Raw genomic sequence first — 24,112 nt, 5'->3', positions numbered from 1 at the left:
AAGCGCGCGGCTCATGCGTCCAGCAACCGGGTCAGCGCACGCGCGTAGCGGGCGGCGACGCCCTCGCGCTGCAGGTGGCGGCCCTCGCGCACCAGCTCGCGGCCGTGGCGCCAGACCGAACGCACCGCGCCGCCGCGCGCGGCGAACAGCCAACTGTCCAGCCAGGCGTCGCCACGGCGTGCCTGCAGTGCCGGATGCGCGGCGTCCAGTTCGACCAGATCGGCCGGGGCGCCCTCGCACAGACCCTGTTCGACACCGAGCGCCTGCGCCGCGCCCTGCGCGGCGGACTGGAACAGGAAGCGGCCGCTGGACAGCGCGGTGTCGCCGGTCAGCACGTTGCGCCCACGCAGGCTCAGCCGCTGGCCGTACTCGAGCAGGCGCAGTTCCTCGGCCGCATCGATCAGCACATTGGAGTCGGAGCCCACGCCGAAGCGGCCGCCGGCGCGCAGGAACTCCGGCATCGGGAACAGGCCGTCGCCGAGATTGGCCTCGGTGATCGGGCACAGCCCGACCACGGCGCCACTGGCGGCGATGCCCTGCACTTCGGCTGCGTCGACATGGGTGGCGTGGACCAGGCACCAGCGCGCATCCACCGGCGCGTGCGCCAGCAGCCACTGCACCGGGCGCTGCCCGCTCCAGGCCAGGCAGGCGTCGACCTCGCGGGTCTGCTCGGCGATATGGATGTGCACCGGGCCGTCGCACAGCGGCAGCAGCGCCGCCAGTTCGTCCGGGGTGACCGCGCGCAGGCTGTGCGGGGCCAGGCCCAGCACCGCGTCGTCCAGTCCCTGCAGCGCGCGGCGGCTGCCATCCAGCAACGCGGCGAAGCCGTCGACGTCGTGCAGCAGGCGCTGCTGCGCCGGGTTCGGCGCGGCGCCGCCGAAGTCGGCATGCGCATAGAACACCGGCAGCAGGGTCAGGCCGATGCCGCTGGTCTGCGCCGCGGCGGCCAGGCGCTGCGCCATCTCGGCGCGGTCGGCATAGGGCCGGCCGTCGGCGGCGTGATGCACATAATGGAACTCGCCGACCCGGGTGAAGCCGGCCTCGAGCATTTCCACATAGGCCTGCTCGGCGATGGCCTGCAGATCGTCGGGGCTCAGCCGCTGCAGAAAGCGGTACATCAGCTCGCGCCAGCTCCAGAAGCTGTCGCCGCTGCGCCCGCCGATCTCGGTGAGCCCGGCCATGCCGCGCTGGAAGGCGTGGCTGTGCAGATTGCCCAGCCCGGGCACCACGATGTCCAGGCGTTGGTCGCCCAGCGCCGCAGGCAGGCCGCTCTCGACCGCGGCGATGCGGCCACCGCGCACGCCGATGCGCACGTCGCGCGCCCAGCCCTGCGGCAGCAGCGCGTGCGCGCACCAGAATTCGCCCGATCCCGCGTTGCCGCTGGCCTGCTGCTGCGCCTGGGTCTGCACTGGACACCCTCCATCGACCACAATATTGTATATACAAAATAACCGACGAGCCTGCCCGTGACCATGCCCTGCGACACGCTCTGGCACAACGCGCACCTGATGACGCTGGACGCCGAGGACGGCGGCCTGGGGCTGGTCCACGACGGCGTGGTGGCCTGCCGCGACGGCCGCATCGTCTATGCCGGCGCCGCCGCGCAGTTGCCCGGCCCGCTGTCGGCGCAACGCAGCATCGACTGCGGCGGACGCTGGATCGGCCCCGGCCTGATCGATTGCCACACCCACCTGATCTATGCCGGCAACCGCGCCGGCGAGTTCGAGCAGCGCCTGCTCGGCGCCAGCTACGCCGACATCGCCCGCGCCGGCGGCGGCATCGTCTCCACGGTGCGCGCCACCCGCGCCGCCGACGAGGACGCCCTGCTCGCCGCCAGCCTGCCGCGGCTGGACGCGCTGCTGGCCGAGGGGGTGACCACGGTGGAGATCAAGTCCGGCTACGGCCTGACCCTGGAAGACGAACTGCGTCTGCTGCGCGTGGCCCGCCGCCTGGGCGAACTGCGTGCGGTGGCCGTGTCGCCGACCTTCCTCGGCGCGCACGCGGTGCCGCCCGGCGGCGAGGCGCAGGCCTACATCGACGAGGTCTGCGAGCGCATGATCCCGGCGGTCGCCGCGCAGGGCCTGGCCGAGGCGGTGGACGTGTTCTGCGAGCACCTGGCCTTCACACCGGCGCAGACCGAGCAGGTGTTCCAGGCCGCGCAACGCCATGGCCTGGCCCTGAAGATCCACGCCGAGCAACTGTCCAACCAGGGCGGCGCGGCGCTGGCGGCGCGCTATGGCGCGCGCTCGGCCGACCATGTCGAATACCTGGACGACGCCGGCGTCGCCGCGATGGCCGCGGCCGGCACCGTCGCGGTGCTGCTGCCGGGCGCGTTCTATTTCACCCGCGACACCCAGCTGCCGCCGATCGCCGCACTGCGCGCCGCCGGCGTGCCATGTGCGCTGGCCACCGACTGCAACCCCGGCACCTCGCCGCTGACCAGCCCGTTGCTGGCGATGAACCTGGCAGCGACGCTGTTCCGGCTGACCGTGGCCGAATGCATTGCCGGCTTCACCCGCGAGGCGGCGCGCGCGCTCGGGCGCCACGACCAGGTCGGCCGGCTGCGCGCCGGGCTGGCCTGCGACCTGGCGATCTGGGACATCGCCGAACCGGCCGAATTGGTCTATCGCATGGGCTTCAACCCGCTGCATGCGCGTATCTGGAGAGGACAATGAGCGACGACGAGATCCTGCTGCGCCCCGGCGCGGTCAGCCTGGCGCAGTGGCGCGCGGTGTACCGCGGCACCGGTGTGCGCCTGGACCCGGCCTGCGCCGACGCGGTGCTGCGCAGCGCGCAGACCGTGGAGGCGATCGTGGCCACCGGCGCGCCGGTGTACGGCATCAACACCGGCTTCGGCAAGCTGGCCAGCGTGCGCATCGAGCGCGAGGACCTGGAGGCCCTGCAGCGCAACATCGTGCTGTCGCATGCGGCCGGGATCGGCGCGCCGATGCCGGTGCCGGTGGTGCGGCTGATGATGGCGCTGAAGCTGGCCAGCCTGGCCCAGGGCGCCTCCGGCGTGCGCCCGGAAACCTTGTCGATGCTGGAAGCGCTGCTGCAGCACGAGGTGATCCCGGTGGTGCCGTGCCAGGGCTCGGTCGGTGCCTCCGGCGACCTGGCGCCGCTGGCGCACCTGGCCACGGTGATGCTCGGCGTCGGCGAGGCCTTCGTCGGCGACGCGCGCCTGCCCGCGGCGCAGGCGCTGGCCCAGGCCGGACTGCAGCCGCTGACGCTGGGCGCCAAGGAAGGCCTGGCGCTGCTCAACGGCACCCAGTTCTCCACCGCCTATGCGCTGGCCGGGCTGTTCGAGATCGAGCGCGTGTTCCATGCCGCGCTGGTCGCCGGCGCGCTGTCCACCGAGGCCGCGAAAGGCTCGGACACCCCGTTCGATCCGCGCATCCACGCGCTGCGCGGCCAGCCTGGGCAGATCGCCACCGCCGCGGCGCTGCGTGAATTGATGCGCGACTCGGCGATCCGCGATTCGCACCGCGACAACGACGTACGCGTGCAGGACCCGTATTGCCTGCGCTGCCAACCGCAGGTGATGGGCGCGGCGCTGGACGTGATGCGCCAGGCCGCCACCACCCTGGCCACCGAGGCCAACGGCGTGTCGGACAACCCGCTGGTGTTCAGCGACACCGGCGAGGCGCTGTCCGGCGGCAACTTCCACGCCGAACCGGTGGCCTTCGCCGCCGACATGCTGGCGCTGGCGGCGTGCGAGATCGGCTCGATCAGCGAGCGCCGCGTCGCCATGCTGGTGGACCCGGCGCTGTCCGGGCTGCCGGCGTTCCTGACGCCCAAGCCCGGCCTCAACTCCGGCTTCATGATCCCGCAGGTCACCGCCGCGGCGCTGGTCTCGGAGAACAAGCAACGCGCCTATCCGGCTAGCGTCGACTCGATCCCGACCTCGGCCAACCAGGAAGACCACGTGTCGATGGCCGCGCACGGCGCGCGCCGCCTGCTGGCGATGGCCGAGAACGCGGCCAACGTGGTCGGCATCGAACTGCTGGCGGCTGCGCAGGGCTGCGACTTCCACGCGCCGCTGCGCTCCAGCGCCGCCCTGGAAGCGGCACGCGCGCTGCTGCGTGCCCGCGTGCCGGCGCTGCAGGACGACCGCTACTTCCACCCGGACATGCTGGCCGCCACCGCGCTGGTGCGCGATGGCGCGCTGGCTGCGGCGGTGGGAATGCGCTTGCCCGAGGCGAGCGCTTGATCTGATGAAACCCTTGTAGGAGCGGCTCTTGTCCCCTTTTTGGGATCAGCCGCGACCGGGCTGTCCCGGCAATGCCCGGTCGCGGCTGAAGCCGCTCCTACGACACCGCACAACCCGCGAGGCCGTATGACATCCCTGCCCGACTGGCTCACTGTGCACCGCGGCGATGCGCCGCTGATCCTCAGCTTCCCGCATACCGGCACCGAGCTGCCGGAGGGGCTGGCCGACCGCTTCGTCTCGCCGTGGCTGGCGCAGCGCGATGCCGACTGGTGGGTGCACCTGCTCTACGACTTCGCCGAAACGCTCGGCGCGACCACCGTGCGCACCGCGATCTCGCGCTCGGTGATCGACGTCAACCGCGACCCGGCCGGGGTGTCGCTGTATCCCGGGCAGAACACCACCGGATTGTGCCCGCTGACCACCTTCGACGCGCAGCCGCTGTACCGACCCGGCGCCGAACCCGACGCTGACGAGATCGACGCGCGCCGCACGCGCTGGTTCGCGCCCTACCACGCCGCACTGGACGCGGAGATCGCGCGCCTGCGCGCCCTGCACCCGGCGATCGTGGTGTACGACGCGCATTCGATCCGCTCGCGCATCCCGCACCTGTTCGACGGCGAGTTGCCGCAGTTCAACATCGGCAGCGCCGGTGCCTCCGGCGCGGTGGACAGCAGTTGCGCGGCAGCGCTGACCGATGCGGTCGAACGCGTCTGCGCCGTCAGCGGCTTCAGCCACGTGCGCAACGGCCGCTTCAAGGGCGGCTGGAGCACCCGCCACCACGGCGCGCCGGCCGACGGCGTACACGCGATCCAGATGGAACTGGCCTGCCGCGGCTACATGCACGAGCCCGACACGGTAGACCCCAGCAACTGGCCCTCGCCGTGGCAACCCGACCACGCCGCGCCGTTGCGCGCGGTGCTGCAGCAGGTGCTGCAGGCCTGCCTCGACTTCGCCCGCCGCCCCGCCGCATCCAGCCGCGCCGCCGACTGACGCGCGCGCACCGCGCTTTCGCCTTCCGCGCATCCACCTGAGGATTCCCGCATGACCCGCCTCGACGCCACCCGCACCATCCAAGCGCCCACCGGCAGCACCCTCACCGCCAAGAGCTGGCTGACCGAGGCGCCGCTGCGCATGCTGATGAACAACCTGCATCCGGATGTGGCCGAGCGTCCGCAGGAACTGGTGGTGTACGGCGGCATCGGCCGCGCCGCGCGCGACTGGGAGAGCTTCGACGCCATCGTCGAGACGCTCAAGCGGCTGGACGACGACCAGACCCTGCTGGTGCAGTCGGGCAAGCCGGTCGGCGTGTTCCGCACCCATGCCGACGCGCCGCGGGTGCTGATCGCCAACTCCAACCTGGTGCCGCGCTGGGCCAACTGGGACCACTTCAACGAGTTGGACAAGAAGGGCCTGGCCATGTACGGGCAGATGACCGCCGGCAGTTGGATCTACATCGGCGCCCAGGGCATCGTGCAGGGCACCTACGAAACCTTCGTGGAAATGGGCCGGCAGCACTACGGCGGCGATCTGTCCGGCAAGTGGCTGTTCACCGGCGGCCTCGGCGGCATGGGCGGCGCGCAGCCGCTGGCCGCGGTGATGGCCGGCGCCTCGTGCCTGGCGGTGGAGTGCCGCAAGAGCAGCATCGACATGCGCCTGCGCACCGGCTACCTCGATACCTGGACCGATAATCTGGACGAGGCGCTGCGCCTGATCGCCGAATCGTGCACGGCGAAGACGCCGCTGTCGGTCGGCCTGCTCGGCAACGTCGCCGACGTGCTGGACGAACTGCTGGTGCGTGGCGTCAAGCCGGACCTGCTGACCGACCAGACCTCTGCGCACGACCCGGTCAACGGCTACCTGCCGCAGGGCTGGACGGTCGAGCAGTGGGACGCCAAGCGCGTCAGCGCGCCGAAGGACGTGGAACAGGCCGCGCGCGCCTCGATGGCCAACCACATCCGCGCCATGCTCGCCTTCCACGCGCTGGGCGTGCCCACCGTGGACTACGGCAACAACCTGCGGCAGATGGCGCTGGAAGAAGGCGTCGAGAATGCCTTCGATTTCCCCGGTTTCGTGCCCGCCTACATCCGCCCGCTGTTCTGCCGCGGCGTCGGCCCGTTCCGCTGGGCCGCGCTGAGCGGCGACCCGGAGGACATCGCCAGGACCGACGCCAAGGTCAAGGAACTGATTCCGGACAACCCGCACCTGCACCGCTGGCTGGACATGGCCGCCGAGAAGATCCAGTTCCAGGGCCTGCCGGCGCGGATCTGCTGGGTCGGCCTGGGCGATCGCGACCGGCTGGGATTGGCGTTCAACGAGATGGTCGCCAAGGGCGAACTGAAGGCACCGGTGGTGATCGGCCGCGACCACCTGGACAGCGGCAGCGTCGCCTCGCCGAACCGCGAAACCGAGGCCATGGCCGACGGCTCCGATGCGGTCTCCGACTGGCCGCTGCTCAACGCCCTGCTCAACACCGCCAGCGGCGCCACCTGGGTCTCGCTGCACCATGGCGGCGGCGTCGGCATGGGCTTCTCGCAGCACGCCGGCATGGTCATCGTCTGCGACGGCACCGAGGCGGCGGCCAAGCGCATCGCCCGGGTGCTGTGGAACGACCCCGCCACCGGGGTGATGCGCCATGCCGACGCGGGCTATCCCATCGCCCTGGAGTGCGCGCGCGACAAACAGCTGGATCTGCCCGGCATCCTGCGCTGAGGCCGACGCGGCGTCCGTCGCCTGGCGGCGGCGGGCGGCCCGCGAGGCGCCAAACCGGAACTGCGTCACCGCTCGCACGATGCACCCTCAAGATCGGCTGACGCACGCCGACAAGGGATGCATCGTTTCAAGGAGCCTGCATGGGCATCCTGATCTACCTCACTCCTGCCGTGGCGCTGTGGGCTGCCGTTGCCACAGCGTTCGCGCATGGCTTGTTCCAGCGTCTGGGGCACGCCTATCGGCGCGACGCGACTGCGAAGGAGACCATCGCGCGGTATCAGGCAGCGCTGAGCCAACTGAAGGCGCAGGCCGCCGCCAGCGCGCAGGAACTGGAAACGCTGCGCCAGGACCACGAGCGCCTGCGCGCAACCCTCGAATACGAGGCGGCGCCCGCTGCAGCGGCGTCCGCCACCGCCGCGCCTGCCAATGCCCCTTCGACGGCAGCGTCGAAGGCGGCGCCCGCGCCGACCCCGGCCGCGCCGCCCTCGACCATCGCCCTGGCCCAGATCGACATCGCCGACGAGGTCGGCACCCTGCTCGCGCACGTCGCGCGGGTGGCGCGCAGCATCCGTCGCTACAGCGCCTACAGCCGCGGCCACAACGGCCCGGAGCCGGCCAGCGCGCGCTACGACCTGCACTGGCTGTCCGACTGCCTGCACAACCTGGACCAGGTCGGCCACGCCCTGGCCCGCAACAACATGGAAACCCTCACCGCCGCCTGCACCGAGCTGCTGACGATGTACGAGCAGTATTTGCGCGACGGTTCGGGCTACAACAGCCGCGACACCTTCCAGCGGCTCAGCACCCAGGTGCCGCTGGCCGAGGTCACCGATGCGATCCGTTCCATCGCGGCCAAGGCCTCGCTGGCGCGGCAGGCGCAGGCCGCGCACGAACAGGCCGCGCATGCGCACGAACGCATCGCCGACAGCCGCCAGGCCGACGCATTGTCGATGCTGTGACGGCGCCATCCGTCCCGGCCGACGACCGCGCCCCGCGTTGACCCGGCCCCGCGCCCGTGCTGTGATGCCTGCCGGTCAGGGCGGAGCGGGATCATGGCAGACAGCAAGGCGGCCTTCGAGAAAGCGGTCCAGGACATCAAGCAGCGGGCCGAGCGTCCCGACAACGACACCCTGTTGCGGCTGTACGCACTGTACAAGCAAGGCTCGGAGGGCGACGTCAGCGGCGCCAAGCCGGGCTTCTTCGACTTCGTCGGCACCGCCAAGTACGAGGCCTGGGCCAAGCTCAAGGGCATGCCGCAGGCGGACGCGCAGAAGAAATACGTGGACCTGGTGAAGAAGCTGCTGGCCTGATGGCCCGCGACACCCGGCGGCGCATCCTCGAGACCGCCTTGGCGATGTTCAACGCGCAGGGCGAGCCGCACGTCACCACCAACCACATCGCCGACGAGCTGGAGATCAGCCCCGGCAACCTGTACTACCACTTCCGCAACAAGGACGACATCATCGAGCACCTGTTCGCGCGCTACGAGGAGCGCATGGACACGGCGCTGGCGCTGCCGAGCGCGCGCCTGCCGGGGCTGGAGGATATCTGGCTGCAGTTGCACCTGGTGTTCGAGTGCATCTGGGACTACCGCTTCCTGTACCGCGACCTGGTCGAGATCCTCAGCCGCAGCCGGCGCCTGCGCCTGCGCTTCGCGCGCATCCTGCGCCGCGCCGACGCCAGCGTGCAGGCAGTGTTCGAGGGCCTGGCGCAGACCGGGGCGATGCGCGCCAGCGCCCAGGAAAGAAGCGGCGTGGCCACCAACGTGCTGGTGGTGGCCACGTTCTGGCTCAACTACGCGGCCGCGCGCGGCGAGAAGGACGAGCAAGTGGCGATCCGCCACGGCATCGTGCAGGTGATGCAATTGATCGCCCCGTTCCTGCGCGACGCCGAACGCGCGCACCTGGCCGCACTGATGGACGCCTACCTGGATTGAGGCGCCCAGCCCTGCGCAGCGTCAGACGCTCGCCCCGGTGGCGCTGTCGGCGGCTGCGCCGTCGAGCACGTAGACCTTGCACACCAGGCCCGGCGGCGTGCGGTAGGTGCGAAAGCCGATCGCCTCGTAGTACGCCTGCCCGAGCGCATTGTCGGCGGCGATGCTGGCGTCGATCCGGATCAGCCCGGCGCTGCGCGCCACCGCACGGGTCGCCTGGAACAGCGCGCTGCCGACGCCACGGCGCGCCGCGCGCGGATCCACGTGGGTCCCGATGATGCCCCAGCCCTCGGCGACGTCGTAGGCATTGCCGGGACGCGCGATGCGCAGCGACTGGAAACCGAGCACGCGTCCGTCGGCGTCCTCGGCCAGCACGCACTGCAGGCGATCGGGATGCTGCAGATAGGTCGCGCGCACCGTCGTCGGATCGGTCGGTGCCTTGCGCAGGCCGGCGGCAAAGATCGCGTTCTGCACCGCGACCATCGCCTCGGCATCGTCGAGCGTCGCAGGCCGGATCTGCATGGTGTCGGCATCTTGGGAACGGCACGCGAGTATGCCCGAACGCGGCGTTCCGCCGCCAACGGCGAACCGACTCGCGCGCAACGCTGCCGGACGACCCGGACGCGGATGCCTCGCACGCGCGCCGGCCCTGCCGACGCACACCACTCACTTGAACAGTTCGACCAACCTGTCCGCGATGAGCTGATGCCCCTTTGCATTGGGATGGTTCGACTGCGCCATCAGGTCCTGTCGATTTCCCTTGTAAGCCGCAAAGGCCGCGTACGAATCGCCCAACGAGACGCCTTGCGTCTTCGCAAGCCTGCGGATCATGTCGACCTGTTCGAGCAGGGTCGACTTGGATGCGGGCGGATCGCCTTTCAGATCGATGCTCGGCGTCATCAACACCACGCACGCGTTCGCCGATCGTGCCTCGCGGATCATCTCCGTGAGGTTGGCGCGCGACTGCGCGACCGTCAGATTGCGGTCGTTGAGGCCGTAGTCGATGGTGATCACCTTCGGCCGATGTCCCAGGCCTTCCGCGACGAACCTGCCCAGCCCCTGACTGGAATTCTCGCCGCCGACCGCCGAGGTGATCACGTTGATGACCGCGGTCGGATAAAGCTGCTCCAGCGCATCGGCGACACGCTGTGGGTACGCCTCCTTGCTGCGCACCTCCGGAACGACGAAATAGCCGGCTGGCACGCTGTGCCCGAAGGTCACGATATTGATCGTGTGATTCTGCGGCCAGGCCAGTCTGAGTTCCTGCTTGACGGCGCCAAGGCAGGTTCCGCGACCGGCCGAGTCGGCGGCGTGCGCAAGGAACGGGACGGCGGCCAGACAGCCAAGCAACAAAATCGTTTTCATTCCTTATTGTGATCAATAGGAACTGTCTTGGCGAGCGTGAAATCGCTCCCCGCACCGCATACGCAGACCGACGGCAGTCCCGGCGTGCAATGCGCTGCCCGTAGCGCCGCGCCACCGCGGCAGGCAGGCGGCTGGCATGGCAGCGTCTGCGCCCGGGTTTCTATCGAGCGCCTGCACTGCGCTTGCTGGCGGCACCTGGGCGCCGCGCGGCCGCACGCTTCCTGGCGGCGGGCTTGGCGCGCCCGGGCGCGGCCGGGCGTTTGCGCGAGGCGGAGCGCGGCGCGGCTTTCAGCCCCAGCTTGACCAGCACCGGCTGCAGGCGCGCCTCGACCTCGGCGCTCAACGGCTGCACCTGGCCGCGCAGCGCCGCGGCGCCCTCGCGGACGCTGCTCTCGGCGTCGTCGGCCAGTTGCGTGGCCAGCGCCTTGAGCGTCGCCGCGCCCTGCGCGGCATCGGCGGCGGCGGCCAGCGCGCGCTTGCGGGTCAGCGCGACCACGCCCAACCCGGCCAGCCACAGGTGCCGCGGGTTCAGCCGATCCGGCCGCAGCGCGGAAGTGGAACGCTTCTTGGTCGCCATCGCACGATCTCCAGAAGGGCCGGCAGTGGCCCGATGCGTGCCATGCTGGCGCCGGTGGCTTGAGCAAACACACTATCCACGACCACCCTTGCCACGCGCCGGCGCCCGCGCCATGCTCGGCGCGGACGCCGTGGCCCGGCGCCGCACAGGGAGATCCGCATGGCAGCAAAATCGGGCGCGTGGGCGCCGTTTCCTTACGATGCCAAGGCCTACGCCTACGCAGGCGATGCGTTGAAGAAGGCCTGGCCCAAGCTGCACGCCGGCGACAGGGAACCCTACCCGGATCCGGCACGCGCGCAGGCGCTGCTGGATGCCGCCGGCAATGCCGGCAAGGGCCACGACGCGCAGACCCTCTCGGCTGCGTTGATCGAGGCCTGGCGGGCCTTCCACGATGGGCAGTTCCAGCAGGCCTACGAGGCCGGCAAGGCGCTGGGCGTGTTCGGTGCCTCGGTCGCGGTCAAGGCGATCGGCATCCACGCCGGCTACCTGGTCGACGACGAGAAAGAACAGTTGCAGCGGTTGCAGCAGGCCGCGGCGCTGGCCGAGGCGGCGATCGCCGCGCTGCCGGACGAGGCCAACAGCCACTACCGCCACGCCTTCGCACTGGGCCGCTACAGCCAGGGATTGAGCATCGTCAAGGCGCTCAAGCAGGGCATCGCCAGCAAGGTGCGCACGTCGCTGGAAGCGGCGCTGGAGCTGGAGCCCAAGCATGCCGAGGCGCACATGGCGCTGGCCTTGTACCACGCCGAGATCATCGGCAAGGTCGGCACGATGATCGGCGGCCTCACCTACGGGGCCAAGGCGGCCACCGCCGAACAGCACATCCAGCAGGCGCTGAAGCTGGTGCCGGACGCGCCGATCGCCCACATCGAACACGCCAACGTGCTGCTGTTGCTGCATGGGGACAAGCGCGAGGACGCTGCCGCCGCGGCCTTCGAGAAGGCCGCCAAGCTCAAGCCGCGCGATGCGATGGAAGCACTGGACGCGGCGTTCGCGCGCGACCAGTTGGAGTAGGCGCCGGCACGACCTGGACGTATCTCGATCCCATCGCGTAGGAGCGGCTTCAGCCGCGACAGGCTTTCGCGTGAAGGCCTGTCGCGGCTGAAGCCGCTCCTACGACAAATCACACACGTCAACGGACGCACCGCGACGGGATCGGCATGTTCGCGGCAGGAGGGCGATCACGCCCTTCCCGCCTCCGCCCCGCCGCCGCGAAGCCGCATCGCGACCTCGCAGCGGCAGCCCGCATCAGCCTGCCGGCGGCAGCGCATAGGCGATCACGTAGTCGCCGCGCTTGGTCTCCATGAAGTGATGGCCGGCGGCGACGATGACCAGGTACTCGCGGCCGTCGACCGCGTACACCATCGGCGTGGCCTGGCCACCGGCCGGCAGCTTGGCCTGCCACAGGGTCTTGCCGCTGGCCAGGTCGATCGCGCGGATCATGTCGTCGGTCGCCGCGGCGATGAAGATCAGCCCGCTGGCGCTGACCACGGCGCCGCCGTTGTTGGGCGTGCCGATCTCGATCGGCAAGCCGGAGTGGATGCCGAACGGGCCGTTGCCGCGCGCACTGCCGAACGGACGGTCCCACAGCGTTTTGCCGCTGGCCAGGTCGATCGCACGGATGCCGCCGTACGGCGGCTGCTTGCACAGCAGCCCGGTGAACGGCAGGCGCCAGCCGGCGTTGACGTTGATCGCATACGGCGTGCCTGCCTGTGGATCGCCGGCGCCCTCGGCGCCGCCGCTGTCGCCGCGCACCTGGTCGCGCGGCGCCCAGCCCATCTTGTCGGCCTTGGCCCGCGGCACCAGCAGGTTGTAGTTGGGCATGTCGTTGTAGTTGGCGACGATCACACCCCGCCGCGGATCCACCGCCACGCTGCCCCAGTCCGAGCCGCCGTTGTAGCCGGGGTACTCGATCGAATGGCGGTCGGCTTCCGGCGGCGTGTAGATGCCCTTGTAGCTGGCACTGCGGAACTGGATGCGGCACACCAGTTGGTCGATCGGGGTCATACCCCACATGTCGCGCTCGGTCAGGTCGCGCTTGCGCAGCGAGTGGTACAGCGAGAACGGCTGGGTCTTGGCGCGGCGCTGCGGCTCCACGCCGCCGCCCGGCACCGCGCGTTCCTCGACCCCGACCAGCGGCTTGCCGGTGCGCCGGTCGAGCACGTACAGCTCGCCCTGCTTGCTCGGCAGCAGCACCGCCGGCACGGTGGTGCCGTCGTGCGGGAAATCCAGCAGGGTCGGTTGCGAACCCAGGTCGTAGTCCCACACGTCGATGTGGGTGGTCTGGAAATTCCACACCGGCTTGCCGGTGGTGACGTCCAGCGCGACCAGCGAGGTCGCATAGCGGTCTTCCTGCGGGGTGCGCGAACTGCTCCAGTAGTCGGCCGAGGAATTGCCCATCGGCAGGTACACGTAGCCGAGTTGCTCGTCGCCGGCGGCGCTGGTCCACATGTTGGGCGTACCACGGGTCCAGGTCTGCCCCGGCGGCGGCGCGCCGGTCCAGTCCGGATGGGTCATGTCCCATGCCCAGCGCAGCGCACCGGTCACCGCATCGAAGCCCTGGATCACGCCGGACGGTTCGTAGCGCTTCTGTCCGTCCAGCACTTGGTGGCCGGTGACGACGACCCCGCGCACGATGGTCGGCGGCGAATTGATCGAGACATAGCCGGGCGGCGTGGAGCCCATGCCGACGGTGATGTCGACCTGGCCATGCTGGCCGAAGTCCTCGCAGGGCTTGCCGTCGGCCGCATCGACCGCGATCAGGCGCCCGTCCAAAGTGCCTTCGATGATGCGCTGGCGGCAGGCCGTGGATGCCGTGGCCTGGGCGTCGGGCACCGCGTAGTAGCTGACGCCGCGGCAGGCGGCGGTATACGGGATCGCTTTGTCCGCCACCTTGGGATCGTAGCGCCAGCGTTCGCGGCCGCTGCGCGCATCCAGCGCGATCAGCTGATTGCGTGCGCTGCACAGGTACAGGCTGTCGCCGATCTTCAGCGGCGTGGTTTCCGCGCCCCAGCGCTTGTCCGGCAGGTCGCCGGTGCGGAAGGTCCAGGCGGTACGCAACTGCGCCACGTTGTCCGGAGCGATCTGCCGCAGCGGCGTGTAGCGGCTGCCGGCGTTGTCGCGGCCGTAGGCGGCCCAGTCGGCATCGGCGGGCGCGTCGGCCGGCTGCGCGCCGGTGCGCGGGGACGCCAGCGCCGCGGCCATACCGGCCGCATGCGCCAGCGTGCCGTCGGCCTCGGTCACCCCGTATGGCAGGAACGCCAGCGCGAACGCGCCGACGAACACCAGCGCCAGCACCGCGGCGAGCGTGCGCGACAGCGTGCGCGAGAACGGTCGGTCCAGCCGCGGCAGCAGCAACGCCAGCAGCAGCGCCAGGAACACCATCAGGCCCATGCGCGGCACCCAGCGCCAATAGTCGGTGCCCGACTCCCACGCCGCCCACAGCAGCGACAGCAGGAAGGTCGCGGCGAACCACAGCGCGCCGCTGCGCCGGCCGCGCCACAGCTGCACGCCGGAAATCGCCAGGCCGAGACCGGCGACCAGGTAGTACCAGGAGCCGCCCAGCGCCAGCAGCCAGGCGCCGCCAATCGTCAGCACTGCGCCGATCAGCGCGCAGACCCCGCCGAGCAACCGCAGCGGCCAGCCGCCACGACGCTCGGTTCGTTCGAATTCGTTCATTGCCACTCCTCGCAGGACACGGCCACGCGGAACATCCGCCGTGGCAGCGGCGCGTGCGCACCGCCTCGCGTTTATCCCAGGCTGCAAGTGAACATCACGCGTTTCCAGGCGACACACAGTGACACGCAATCTTGCGGTCTTCGTGATCCAGCGCCGACCCGGGCATCACACGGCATGTGTCGTCGAGGACAACGATTGCCCGACGGCATGGCGGCAGGCGATGTGGCGCAGCGACACAACGCGCGACGGTCGTGGCGCCGCCGCCGGCGTGCTCGCGCAGCAGGTCGCCCGCATCGTCAATGGTCATTCCGAAAACGACGACGCCGGCACGAGGCCGGCGTCGTCGTTCGCTCAGGCGTAGATCACGCCTGCGGCGGTGCTGCCTCGCCAGCGCCTTCGGCGGCGCCCTCCTCGCCCGGCAACCCGTCTTCCTCGACCAGCGAGCCGTCCAGGCGTTCCACCGCCTGCAGCTTCTCGCCCTTGGACAGACGGATCAGGGTCACGCCCTGGGTGTTGCGGCCGACGCGGGAGATTTCCGAGGCGCGGGTGCGCACCAGGGTGCCGCCGTCGGAGATCAGCAGCACTTCGTCGCGGGTGCTCAGCAGCACCGCACCGACCAGCTTGCCGTTGCGCTCGCTGGTCTGGATGCCGATGACGCCCTGGGTGCCGCGGCCCTTGCGCGGATACTCGCCCAGCGGGGTGCGCTTGCCGTAGCCGTTCTCGGTCGCGGTGAGGATGTAGGCATCGGCCTCGTCGCCGTTGCGCGCCTCGGCATCGACCTCGGTGTCGGCCGCGGCGTCGACGTCCTCGGCGTCCTCGTCCTGACCCACCGCCGGCTCGGCCACGATCAGGCTGACCACGTACTCGCTCTTGGCCAGGCGGATGCCGCGCACGCCGCGGCTGCTGCGCCCGGTCGGCTTGACCCCGCCGCGGCTCTTGCGCCGCGCGCCGCGGGCATCGTCGCCCTCCTCGCCCGCGGCCTCGTCGTCGGCGACGGCGCCGTCGTCGGCAGCGGCCTCGTCGACGGCCGCATCATCGGCCTCGTCGTCCTTGGGCCGTTCGGAGAAGCGCACGGTCTTGCCGTTGGAGGCGAACAGCAGCACGTCGCGCTCGCCGTCGGTGAGCGCCACGCCGACCAGCGCGTCGCCCTCGTCCAGATTGATCGCGATCTTGCCGATCTTGCGCTGGAACGCGAACTCGCTCAGCGGGGTCTTCTTGACCATGCCATTGCGGGTGGCGAAGAACACGTAGCGGCCTTCGGCGTATTCGCGCACCGGCAGCACCGCCTGCACGCGCTCGCCGTTCTCCAGCGGAATCCAGTTGACGATCGGGCGGCCGCGCGCATTCGGCCCGGCCTCGGGCAACTGGTGTACGGGCAGCCAGAACACCTTGCCGCTGCTGGTGAAGGTCAGCAGCGTATCGTGGGTGTTGACCAGCCACAGCTGGTCGATGAAATCCTCTTCCTTGGTCGCCGCCGCGCTGCGGCCGCGACCGCCGCGGCGTTGCGCGCGGTAGGCGCTGACCGGCTGGCGCTTGGCGTAGCCGGCGTGCGACAGCGTCACCACCACGTCTTCCGGCGCGATCAGGTCGAGGATGTCCAGGTCCTCCTCGCTGTGGCGGATCTCGGTACGGCGCGCGTCGCCGTATTCCTCGCGGATGTTGACCAGTTCCTCGCGGATCACCTGCAGCAGCACGTCCGGGTTTTCCAGGATGCGGATCAGCCCGGCGATCGCCTCCAGCAGCTGCTTGTATTCCTCGGTCAGGCGCTCCTGCTCCAGGCCGGTCAAGCGGTGCAGGCGCATTTCCAGGATCTGCGTGGCCTGCACTTCGGTCAGCTGGTAGCCGCCGCCGACCAGGCCGACGCCGCTGGGCAGGTCTTCCGGGCGCGAGGCCTCGGCGCCGGCCGCATTGAGCAGCGCGCCGACCAGGCCCGGCTGCCAGGTCTTGGCCAGCATCCGCTCGCGCGCTTCGTTCGGGTTCGCCGAGGTCTTGATCAGCTCGATCATCTCGTCGATGTTGGCGAGCGCGACGGTCAGGCCTTCCAGGATGTGCGCGCGGGCGCGCGCCTTGCGCAGTTCGAAGATGGTGCGGCGGGTCACCACTTCGCGACGGTGGCGGACGAACGCCTCCAGCATCTGCTTAAGGTTCAGCAGCTGCGGACGGCCATCGACCAGCGCCACCATGTTGATGCCGAACACCGACTCCATCTGGGTCTGCTGGTACAGGTTGTTCAGCACCACGTCGGCGGCTTCGCCGCGCTTGACCTCGATGTAGATGCGCATGCCGTCCTTGTCGGACTCGTCGCGCAGCTCGCTGATGCCCTCGAGCTTCTTTTCCTTGACCAGCTCGGCGATCTTCTCGATCAGCCGTGCCTTGTTGACCTGGTACGGGATCTCGGTAACCACGATCGCTTCGCGGCCGTTGTCCTGGATCTCGATCTCGGCCTTGGCGCGCATGCGCACGCGGCCACGGCCGGTGCGGTAGCCGGCGACGATGCCGGTGGTGCCGTTGACGATGCCCGCGGTCGGGAAATCCGGGCCGGGGATGTGTTCCATCAGCCCGTCGACGTCGATCTGCGGGTTGTCGATCAGCGCCAGGCAGGCATTGATCGACTCGGTCAGGTTGTGCGGCGGGATGTTGGTGGCCATGCCCACCGCGATACCGGCCGAGCCGTTGACCAGCAGGCTCGGGAAGCGCGTCGGCATCACCGACGGTTCCTGTTCCTTCTCGTCGTAATTGGGCTGGAAATCGACGGTTTCCTTGTCGATGTCGGCCATCATCTCGTGCGCGAGCCGCGACATGCGCGCCTCGGTGTAACGCATCGCCGCCGCGGAGTCGCCGTCGACCGAGCCGAAGTTGCCCTGCCCGTCCACCATCATGTAGCGCAGCGAGAACGGCTGCGCCATGCGCACCAGGGTGTCGTACACCGACTGGTCGCCGTGCGGGTGGTACTTACCGATGACGTCGCCGACGATACGCGCCGACTTGTAGTAGGGCTTGTTGCTGTGCGCGCCCAACTCGTTCATCGCGAACAACACGCGGCGATGCACCGGCTTGAGGCCGTCGCGCGCATCCGGGAGGGCACGCCCCACGATCACGCTCATGGCGTAATCGAGGTAGCTCTTGCGCATCTCGTCTTCCAGGTTGACCTGGATGATTTCCTTGGCGGATTCTGCCATTCGGGTTCCGTAAGTCTGGTGGCGGATCGACCACGACGCCGGCCCGCGACAGGCGGGCCCGCCGCGGCCGCACGCCTAGGGCGCACGGCGGTCGATCGAACCGCCGGATTCTATCATGACGGGCGCCCGATTGCCCGGTTTTGCCGGCGCGAACAAGCACTTGCGCGCCTTCGGCAGCGCCCGCCGGGCGCCGCCGCAGTGTCCCGGCTCAGCCGCCGAAGGCGGCGCGCATGCGCGGCAGGTCCGGGCGCTCGATGACCCCGCGCTCGGTGACGATGGCATCGATCAGGTCTGCCGGGGTCACGTCGAACACCGGATTCCAGGCGGCGATACCGTCGGCCACGGTGCGGGTGCCGCCGACGCCGAACAGCTCGCCCGGATCGCGCTGCTCGATCTCGATCTGCGCGCCGTCGGCGGTGTCCATGTCCACCGTGGACGACGGCGCCACTACCATGAACCTGACGCCGTGGTGGCGCGCGGCGATCGCCAGTTGGTAGGTGCCGATCTTGTTCGCGGTGTCGCCGTTGGCGCAGATGCGGTCGGCGCCGACGATCACCCACTGCACCGCGCCGGTCTTCATCAGGTGCGATGCGGCCGAATCGGCGATCAGGGTGGCGTCGATGCCGTCCTGCTGCAGCTCCCACACGGTCAGCCGCGCGCCCTGCAACCAGGGCCGAGTCTCGCCGGCGAACACCTTGGCGATGCGTTGCTGGGCGACGCCGGCGCGGATCACGCCCAACGCGGTACCGAAGCCGGCGGTGGCCAGCGAACCGGTGTTGCAATGGGTCAGCACGCCGCTGCCAGGCACGATCAGACCCGCGCCGAGCGCGCCCATGTGCCGGTTGGCGGCCAGATCCTCCTCGGCGATCGCCTGCGCCTCGCGCTCCAGCACCGAGCGCCAGTCGCTGCCGGCCGCGCCCAGGGCGGTGCGCATGCGCGCCAGTGCCCAGGCCAGGTTGACCGCGGTCGGTCGCGCGGCATTGAGCCGCTGCAAGGCCGGCTCCAGCTTCAGCAGCGCCTCGGCGCCGGTCTCGGCCTGCACCTCGCGCGCGGCCAGCACGGTGCCCCAGCCGGCGGCGATGCCGATCGCCGGCGCGCCACGCACGGCCAGGGCGTGGATCGCCGCGGCGACCTGGTCACTGTCGCTGCAGCGCACGTGTTCCACCGCAAACGGCAGCTTGCGCTGGTCCAGCAGTTCCAGCGCATCGCCGGTCCACAGGATCGGGCGGATATGGTCGTAGCGGGCGTAATCGATATCGAGGGCGGCGTTCATCGCCCCATTGTAAACGCCGGCGATTGCGGATTGAGGACGCTTCGCGGCGTCACAGCGCCGCGCCAGCGCTCAGTTGACGCTGAACTCGGCGCGACAGCCCTTGTCGACCCAGATGCCGTCGCGGTCCCAGCCCCAGCTGTCGTTCTGCACGCAAGGCGCGCCGGACAACTGCCGGCGCAGTTGCACATGGTCCTGGACACTGACGCCACAGCGGCGCCGCGCCTTGCCCTTGGATTCGCACAACACCGGCCGCGGGCCGGCGGGAAACCCGGAGCCGTCGGCGGCGCCGATCTCGAACTCGCCGCGGCAACCGCGCGCGACCCAGATTTCGTTGCGGCGCACGCCCCAGCTGCGCTCCTCGCGGCACGGCACCGACGACAACTGCCGCATCAACCGCACCGGCGCCCCGCGCAGCATCACCGGGCAACTCTCGAGGCGACCATCGGACTCGCAGCGCAACACGCGGCGCATCGCGCTGCGCGGCGCCTCCACCGGATTGGGACGGAACTCGGCACGACAGCCGAGGGTGACCCACACGCCGGTGGCGTCAGAACCCCACTCGCTGCCGCGGATGCAGTCGTTGTCGGACAGTTGCCGCACCAGTTGCACGCCCTGGTCGGTGGACATCGGACAGTGCACCCAGGTCATGTCGCGCGACTCGCAGCGCACCACCGCGGCATCGTAGGCATCGGTGTCCTGCGCCGGCGACGGCATCGGCCACATGCTTGCCGCCAACCCCAGCCAACACCAGCCACCGAGCCCGTACGCCCACTTCATGCTTGGCTCTGCCCCTATGCCTAGAACCTGAACAACGAAGACCTGCTGGCGCGCGGCGTGCGCATGCCGTGCCCGATCAAACCATCATCGGTGTGGACAACGCAACAAGGCGCCGCGAAAACACGTGACGGCCGGTTCAGGCATGCGCGAAATCGTAGGCGAGCACCTCGCCGATCTGCGCGGTGCCGCGCATCGCCATCAGCAGCCGGTCCACGCCGACCGCCACGCCGGCGCAGTCGGGCAAGGCCGGAAGCGCCTGCAGCAGGCGCTCGTCCAGCGGCGGCAGCACCGCGCCGCGTGCCTGGCGCAGCGCGTGGTCGCGCAGGAAACGCCGGCGCTGCTCGGCGGCATCGTTGAGCTCGTGGTAGCCGTTGGCCAGTTCATAGCTGCCCAGATACAGCTCGAAGCGCTCGGCCACCGGCGGGTCGTCGTCGCGCACGCGCGCCAGCGCGCACTGGCTGGCCGGCCAGTCGTGGACCACGGTGAGGCGGTCGACCGGGAACGCCGGCTGCAGGCGGTGGGTCATCAGCAGGTCCAGCCAGTCGTCGCGTCCCAGACCGTCGGCTTCGATGCGGATCTCGCGCAAGGGCTGCTGCAGCGCCTCCAGCGGCGCGGCGAACGGATCCAGGCCCAGCCCCTGCAGGAACAGGTCGCGATAGCTGAGCACCTGCAGCGTGGCGCTGCGCCCGACCAGCGCCAGCGCCGTGCGCACGAGCTCCACGGTTTCCTCGATCAGTTGCCGGTGATCCCAGCCGACCCGGTACCACTCGAGCATGGTGAACTCGGGATTGTGGCGACCGCCGGCCTCGCCGTTGCGGAACACCCGCCCCAGTTCGTAGCAATCGCCGATGCCGGCGGCGAGCAGCCGCTTCAGCGGATACTCGGGCGAGGTGCGCAACCAGCGCAGCGCCGGACCGGCGTCGACATGGCCGCTGAAGCGGGTCTGGAAGCTGTCGATGTTCGGCTCGGTGTTGCCGGCCGCCGACAGCATCGGCGTTTCCACTTCCAGCACGCCGCGCGCGGCGAAGAAGCCGCGGATGGCGGCGTTGAGCCGGGCGCGCAATTGCAGGACGGACAGCAGGTCCATCACGGCGCCGTGTCGAGCCGGCGGCTCAGTTGGTCGCGCGCGTCGTCGCGGTAGCCCAGGCCCAGGTACAGGCGCTTGGCGGCGGCGTTGTGGTGGTTGACCTCCATCCGCAGCACATCCACGCCCAGCGCGCGGGCGCGCGCCTCGACCAGCGCCACCGCGCGCCGTCCCCAGCCGCGACCGCGCGCGGCCGGCCCCAGATACAGCTCGTCGAGCAGCAGATAGCGCCCGCCCAGTTCGACGCTGAAGCACGCGGTGATCAGCGCATAGCCGACGACCGCGTCGTCCGGCGCCAGCCACAGCAGCGCCTCGCCCAGCGCCGGCTGCGCCAGCAGCGCCTGCAGGCCGCGCGTCACCCGCTCGGCGTCGAACGCGATGCCGTCCTCGGCGTAGAACGCCTGCAGCATCTCCAGCAGGGCCGGCTGGTCCGCCACGCCGGCGGTGCGCCAGCGCAACGCGTTCTGCAGCGTGCCGGGCGCACTCATGCGCCCTGCTCCTGCGCTTGCAGGAACGCCAGCAACTGCGCCTCGTCCCACACCGCCACGCCCAGCTCCTGCGCCTTGTCGAGCTTGGAACCGGCGGCCTCGCCGGCGACCACGAACGCGGTCTTCTTCGACACACTGCCGGCCACCTTGGCGCCCAGCGCCTCCAGGCGTGCCTTGGCCTCGTCGCGAGTCAACGCGGTCAGCGTGCCGGTCAGCACCACGGTCTGCCCGTCCAGCGGGCCGGCGCGGCGCCGCGTCTGCGCCGGGGCGGCATCGAGCAGGCGTTGCATCGCCGCCTCGGCATCCAGGAGCGCCTGCTTCTGCGCCGGATCGGCCAGGTACGCGGCGAGGTTGGCGGCGCCGGCCGTGGACAGTCCGGCGCCGGTCCAGCCGCTTTCGTTGGCGCCCAGCAACGCGTGCAACGTGCCGTAGGTGGCGGCCAAGCGCTGCGCGCTCTTGCCGCCGAGCTTGTCCACCGGCAGCGTGCCGAGCAGATGCGCCAGGTCCAGGCGCTCGCGCAGTTCCGCCGGCGGCTTGCCCTCGTCGGAGAAGCGAATGCCGGCGGCGATCAGCGCATCGACCACCTCCGCGTTGCCGGGCTGCTCGAAGAACGTGGCGATCGAGCGCGCCACCTCGCCGCCGATGTCCGGCAAGGCCTGCAGCAGCACCGCGGGAGTGCTGCGCACGAACGCCAGCGAGCCCAGCCAGTAGGCCAGGGCTTTGGCCGTGGTCTCGCCCAGGTGCGGAATGCCCAGCGCGAACAGGAAGCGCGGCAGCGTGGTGGCGCGGCTGGCGTCGATGCCGGCGACCAGGTTTTCCGCCCACTTGCTCGCGAGCTTGCCGCCCAGGTCCACTGCCAGGTGCGCGCGCAGGAAGTCGGCGCGCCGCCACTGGGCAGCCTCGTCCTCCAGCGCGGCGCGGCCAGCCGCATCCAGCGCCAGCGCGCCCTTGCTGTCCTCCAGCGCCTGCAGCAGGTCGGCGGCAGTGGCCGCGTCCAGCGCGGTCTTCATTCGCACCAGGTCCTCCACGCTCAAGGCGTAAAGGTCGGCCAGCGACTGCACGAAGCCGAACTCGACCAGCGCATCGGCCTGGCGCTCGCCCAGGCCTTCGATGTCCAACGCGCGACGCGAGGCGAAGTGCCGCAAGGCTTCCTTGCGCTGCGCGGCGCAGGCCAGGCCGCCGCTGCAGCGCCAGGCCACCGCGTCCTCTTCCTTGACCAGCTCGGAGCCACACACCGGGCACGCCGCCGGCATCGTCCATGGCACGGTGCCGGGCGGACGCCGCTCCTCGATCACCCGCACCACTTCCGGGATCACGTCACCGGCGCGGCGCACGATCACCGTGTCGCCCTCGCGCACGTCCAGCCGCGCGATCTGATCGGCGTTGTGCAGGGTCGCGTTGGTGACGGTGACGCCAGCGACCTGCACCGGCTCCAGCCGCGCCACCGGGGTGACCGCGCCGGTGCGGCCGATCTGCACCTCGATCGCGCGCAGCACGGTGGATTGCTCCTGCGCCGGGAACTTGTGCGCCAGCGCCCAGCGCGGCGCGCGCGAGACGAAGCCCATCGCCTGTTGTTGATCGTAGTCGTCGAGCTTGTAGACCACGCCGTCGATGTCGTATGGCAAGGTGTCGCGGGCGGTGCCGATGCGGCGGAAATAGGCGATCAGGCCATCGAAGCCGGTGGCGGTGTCCGCCTCCGGGGCGACGGGGAAGCCGTAGTCGCGCAGCAGTTGCAGGGTCTGCGAGTGGGTTTCGGGCAGTTCCAGGCCACGCACCTCGCCCACCGAGTAGGCGAAGAACGCCAGCGGCCGGCGCCGGGTCACCGCCGGATCGAGCTGGCGCAGCGAGCCGGCGGCGCCATTGCGCGGGTTGGCCAGCAGCTTCTCGTTGCGCTCCAGCGCCTGCGCGTTCCATGCGGCGAAGGCGGCGCGCGGCATGTAGATCTCGCCGCGCACTTCCAGCACCGCCGGCGGCGGCACGCCGAGGTCGCGCAGCTTCAGCGGCACCGAACGTACCTGGCGCAGGTTGGCGGTGACGTCCTCGCCGGTGCTGCCGTCGCCGCGGGTGGCGCCCTGCACGAATATGCCATCCTCGTAGCGCAGGCTGATCGCCAGGCCGTCGAGCTTCGGTTCCACCGAGAACACCGGCGCGGCCAGTTCGAGTTCGCGCTCGATGCGGCGCTCGAAATCGGCGACCTCGGCGAAGCGCGTGCGGTCGTCGGCGTCCTCGGGCACGCCCGGGGTTTCGAAGGCATTGGCCAGCGAGAGCATCGGGATCGCGTGGCGCACTTCGGGAAAGCCGCCGTCCGGGCGCGCCCCCACCTTGCGCGTCGGCGAATCCGCGCTGGCCAACTCGGGGTGCGCGGCCTCCAGCGCCTCCAACTCGCGCATCAGCGCGTCGTACTCGGCATCGGGAATCGACGCGTCGTCGAGCACGTAGTAGCGGTGGTTGGCGTCGTCGATGCGCTGGCGCAAGTCGGCGACACGCTGCTGGGGATCGGGAGTTACGGTCATGCGCAGCGGAAAGGCGGGTAACGGAGAGGGGGCGATAGTAGCTGGAAGGCGGGGATCGGGGAGTCGGCTTGGCGGCCGGACGGCCGGGATTGGGGATTTGGGATTGGGGATTCGCTTGACGCCCGGGATTGGGGATTGGGGATTGGGGATTCGCAAGAGCCCGCGCTCGGACTTCTGGTGTCGGCGGCGGTCGGACCCTCATCCGCCCCTGCGGGGCACCTTCCCCCAAGAAGGGGGCCATGGTCCCGAGGGGAGAAGGGAGAGGCCGAAGCCCCTCTCCCACCGGGAGAGGGGTTGGGGTGAGGGTACGGGGCGCGCAGCGCCAT

General features: G+C 70.5%; 20 protein-coding genes. 9 read left to right on the top strand and 11 right to left on the bottom strand.

The window, feature by feature from the left end; translation table 11 throughout:
• Window positions 1–11: 11 nt before the first annotated feature.
• Entirely contained in the window at window positions 12–1,409 is a 1,398-nt protein-coding gene (locus AC1PK7_RS09880; RefSeq protein ID WP_481100669.1) for a formimidoylglutamate deiminase, read from the bottom strand.
• A 63-nt stretch (window positions 1,410–1,472) separates the two neighbouring features.
• On the opposite strand from AC1PK7_RS09880, the gene hutI reads away from it, so the two are divergent.
• From hutI to AC1PK7_RS09845, 7 genes are all read left to right on the top strand, one after another.
• Entirely contained in the window at window positions 1,473–2,675 is a 1,203-nt protein-coding gene (hutI, locus tag AC1PK7_RS09875) for an imidazolonepropionase (RefSeq protein ID WP_481100873.1), read from the top strand.
• Entirely contained in the window at window positions 2,672–4,210 is a 1,539-nt protein-coding gene (gene hutH, locus AC1PK7_RS09870; protein WP_481100668.1) for a histidine ammonia-lyase, read from the top strand. The genes hutI and hutH overlap by 4 nt, the downstream gene beginning before the upstream one ends.
• Before the next feature lie 126 nt (window positions 4,211–4,336).
• The gene (gene hutG, locus AC1PK7_RS09865) at window positions 4,337–5,200 is read left to right on the top strand and encodes an N-formylglutamate deformylase (protein ID WP_481100667.1); all 864 of its coding nucleotides are present in this window, start codon (window positions 4,337–4,339) and stop codon (window positions 5,198–5,200) included.
• Between the two features lie 51 nt (window positions 5,201–5,251).
• Complete coding sequence (gene hutU / locus AC1PK7_RS09860) at window positions 5,252–6,919, top strand: urocanate hydratase (RefSeq protein WP_481100666.1); 1,668 nt, start codon at window positions 5,252–5,254, stop codon at window positions 6,917–6,919.
• 140 nt (window positions 6,920–7,059) lie between these two features.
• Entirely contained in the window at window positions 7,060–7,878 is an 819-nt protein-coding gene (locus tag AC1PK7_RS09855; RefSeq protein ID WP_420009705.1) for a hypothetical protein, read from the top strand.
• A 93-nt stretch (window positions 7,879–7,971) separates the two neighbouring features.
• The gene (locus AC1PK7_RS09850) at window positions 7,972–8,229 is read left to right on the top strand and encodes an acyl-CoA-binding protein (protein ID WP_010342548.1); all 258 of its coding nucleotides are present in this window, start codon (window positions 7,972–7,974) and stop codon (window positions 8,227–8,229) included.
• Entirely contained in the window at window positions 8,229–8,855 is a 627-nt protein-coding gene (locus tag AC1PK7_RS09845) for a TetR/AcrR family transcriptional regulator (protein ID WP_420009704.1), read from the top strand. The genes AC1PK7_RS09850 and AC1PK7_RS09845 overlap by 1 nt, the downstream gene beginning before the upstream one ends.
• 21 nt (window positions 8,856–8,876) lie before the next feature.
• On the opposite strand, the gene AC1PK7_RS09840 is transcribed toward AC1PK7_RS09845, so the two are convergent.
• The 3 genes from AC1PK7_RS09840 to AC1PK7_RS09830 all read right to left on the bottom strand — a co-directional run bounded on the left by AC1PK7_RS09840 (window position 8,877) and on the right by AC1PK7_RS09830 (window position 10,794).
• Complete coding sequence (locus AC1PK7_RS09840; protein WP_481100665.1) at window positions 8,877–9,374, bottom strand: N-acetyltransferase family protein; 498 nt, start codon at window positions 9,372–9,374, stop codon at window positions 8,877–8,879.
• Window positions 9,375–9,518: 144 nt separating this feature from the next.
• The gene (locus tag AC1PK7_RS09835; RefSeq protein WP_019800857.1) at window positions 9,519–10,217 is read right to left on the bottom strand and encodes a GDSL-type esterase/lipase family protein; all 699 of its coding nucleotides are present in this window, start codon (window positions 10,215–10,217) and stop codon (window positions 9,519–9,521) included.
• A gap of 160 nt (window positions 10,218–10,377) precedes the next feature.
• Window positions 10,378–10,794, bottom strand: coding sequence for a hypothetical protein (locus AC1PK7_RS09830; protein ID WP_481100664.1), 417 nt, complete (start codon window positions 10,792–10,794; stop codon window positions 10,378–10,380).
• A 159-nt stretch (window positions 10,795–10,953) separates the two neighbouring features.
• Between AC1PK7_RS09830 and AC1PK7_RS09825 the strand changes: the two genes are divergently transcribed.
• Window positions 10,954–11,808: a hypothetical protein gene (locus tag AC1PK7_RS09825; RefSeq protein ID WP_481100663.1), complete on the top strand. Its 855-nt coding sequence runs from the start codon at window positions 10,954–10,956 to the stop codon at window positions 11,806–11,808.
• Window positions 11,809–12,042: 234 nt separating this feature from the next.
• Here the strand turns inward: AC1PK7_RS09825 and AC1PK7_RS09820 are convergent, their stop codons facing one another.
• Window positions 12,043–14,472 (bottom strand): membrane-bound PQQ-dependent dehydrogenase, glucose/quinate/shikimate family, encoded by a 2,430-nt coding sequence (locus AC1PK7_RS09820; RefSeq protein WP_481100662.1) that lies wholly within the window; start codon window positions 14,470–14,472, stop codon window positions 12,043–12,045.
• 118 nt (window positions 14,473–14,590) lie between these two features.
• Here AC1PK7_RS09820 and AC1PK7_RS09815 point away from each other — a divergent pair, with 118 nt between their 5' ends.
• Window positions 14,591–14,833 carry a hypothetical protein gene (locus AC1PK7_RS09815; protein ID WP_481100661.1) on the top strand — a complete coding sequence of 81 codons (243 nt, stop codon included), beginning with the start codon at window positions 14,591–14,593 and terminating at the stop codon, window positions 14,831–14,833.
• Between the two features lies 1 nt (window position 14,834).
• On the opposite strand, the gene gyrA is transcribed toward AC1PK7_RS09815, so the two are convergent.
• The 6 genes from gyrA to ligA form a co-directional block, all read right to left on the bottom strand.
• Entirely contained in the window at window positions 14,835–17,651 is a 2,817-nt protein-coding gene (gene gyrA / locus AC1PK7_RS09810; RefSeq protein WP_481100660.1) for a DNA gyrase subunit A, read from the bottom strand.
• Between the two features lie 208 nt (window positions 17,652–17,859).
• The gene (mtnA, locus tag AC1PK7_RS09805; protein WP_371181866.1) at window positions 17,860–18,924 is read right to left on the bottom strand and encodes an S-methyl-5-thioribose-1-phosphate isomerase; all 1,065 of its coding nucleotides are present in this window, start codon (window positions 18,922–18,924) and stop codon (window positions 17,860–17,862) included.
• Between the two features lie 69 nt (window positions 18,925–18,993).
• Window positions 18,994–19,701, bottom strand: a complete 708-nt coding sequence (locus tag AC1PK7_RS09800) for a DUF3011 domain-containing protein (protein ID WP_481100659.1) — start codon at window positions 19,699–19,701, stop codon at window positions 18,994–18,996.
• 136 nt (window positions 19,702–19,837) lie between these two features.
• On the bottom strand, window positions 19,838–20,788 hold the full coding sequence (epmA, locus tag AC1PK7_RS09795) for an EF-P lysine aminoacylase EpmA (protein WP_481100658.1): 951 nt from the start codon (window positions 20,786–20,788) through the stop codon (window positions 19,838–19,840).
• On the bottom strand, window positions 20,788–21,273 hold the full coding sequence (locus AC1PK7_RS09790; protein ID WP_481100657.1) for an N-acetyltransferase family protein: 486 nt from the start codon (window positions 21,271–21,273) through the stop codon (window positions 20,788–20,790). The genes epmA and AC1PK7_RS09790 overlap by 1 nt, the downstream gene beginning before the upstream one ends.
• Window positions 21,270–23,786: an NAD-dependent DNA ligase LigA gene (ligA, locus tag AC1PK7_RS09785; RefSeq protein WP_481100656.1), complete on the bottom strand. Its 2,517-nt coding sequence runs from the start codon at window positions 23,784–23,786 to the stop codon at window positions 21,270–21,272. The genes AC1PK7_RS09790 and ligA overlap by 4 nt, the downstream gene beginning before the upstream one ends.
• Between the last annotated feature and the right edge of the window lie 326 nt (window positions 23,787–24,112).

The organism is Xanthomonas sp. NCPPB 3174 (genome assembly GCF_056725205.1).
Note: the sequence above shows the minus strand (reverse complement) of the source record. Positions and strands in the feature narration are given on the sequence as shown.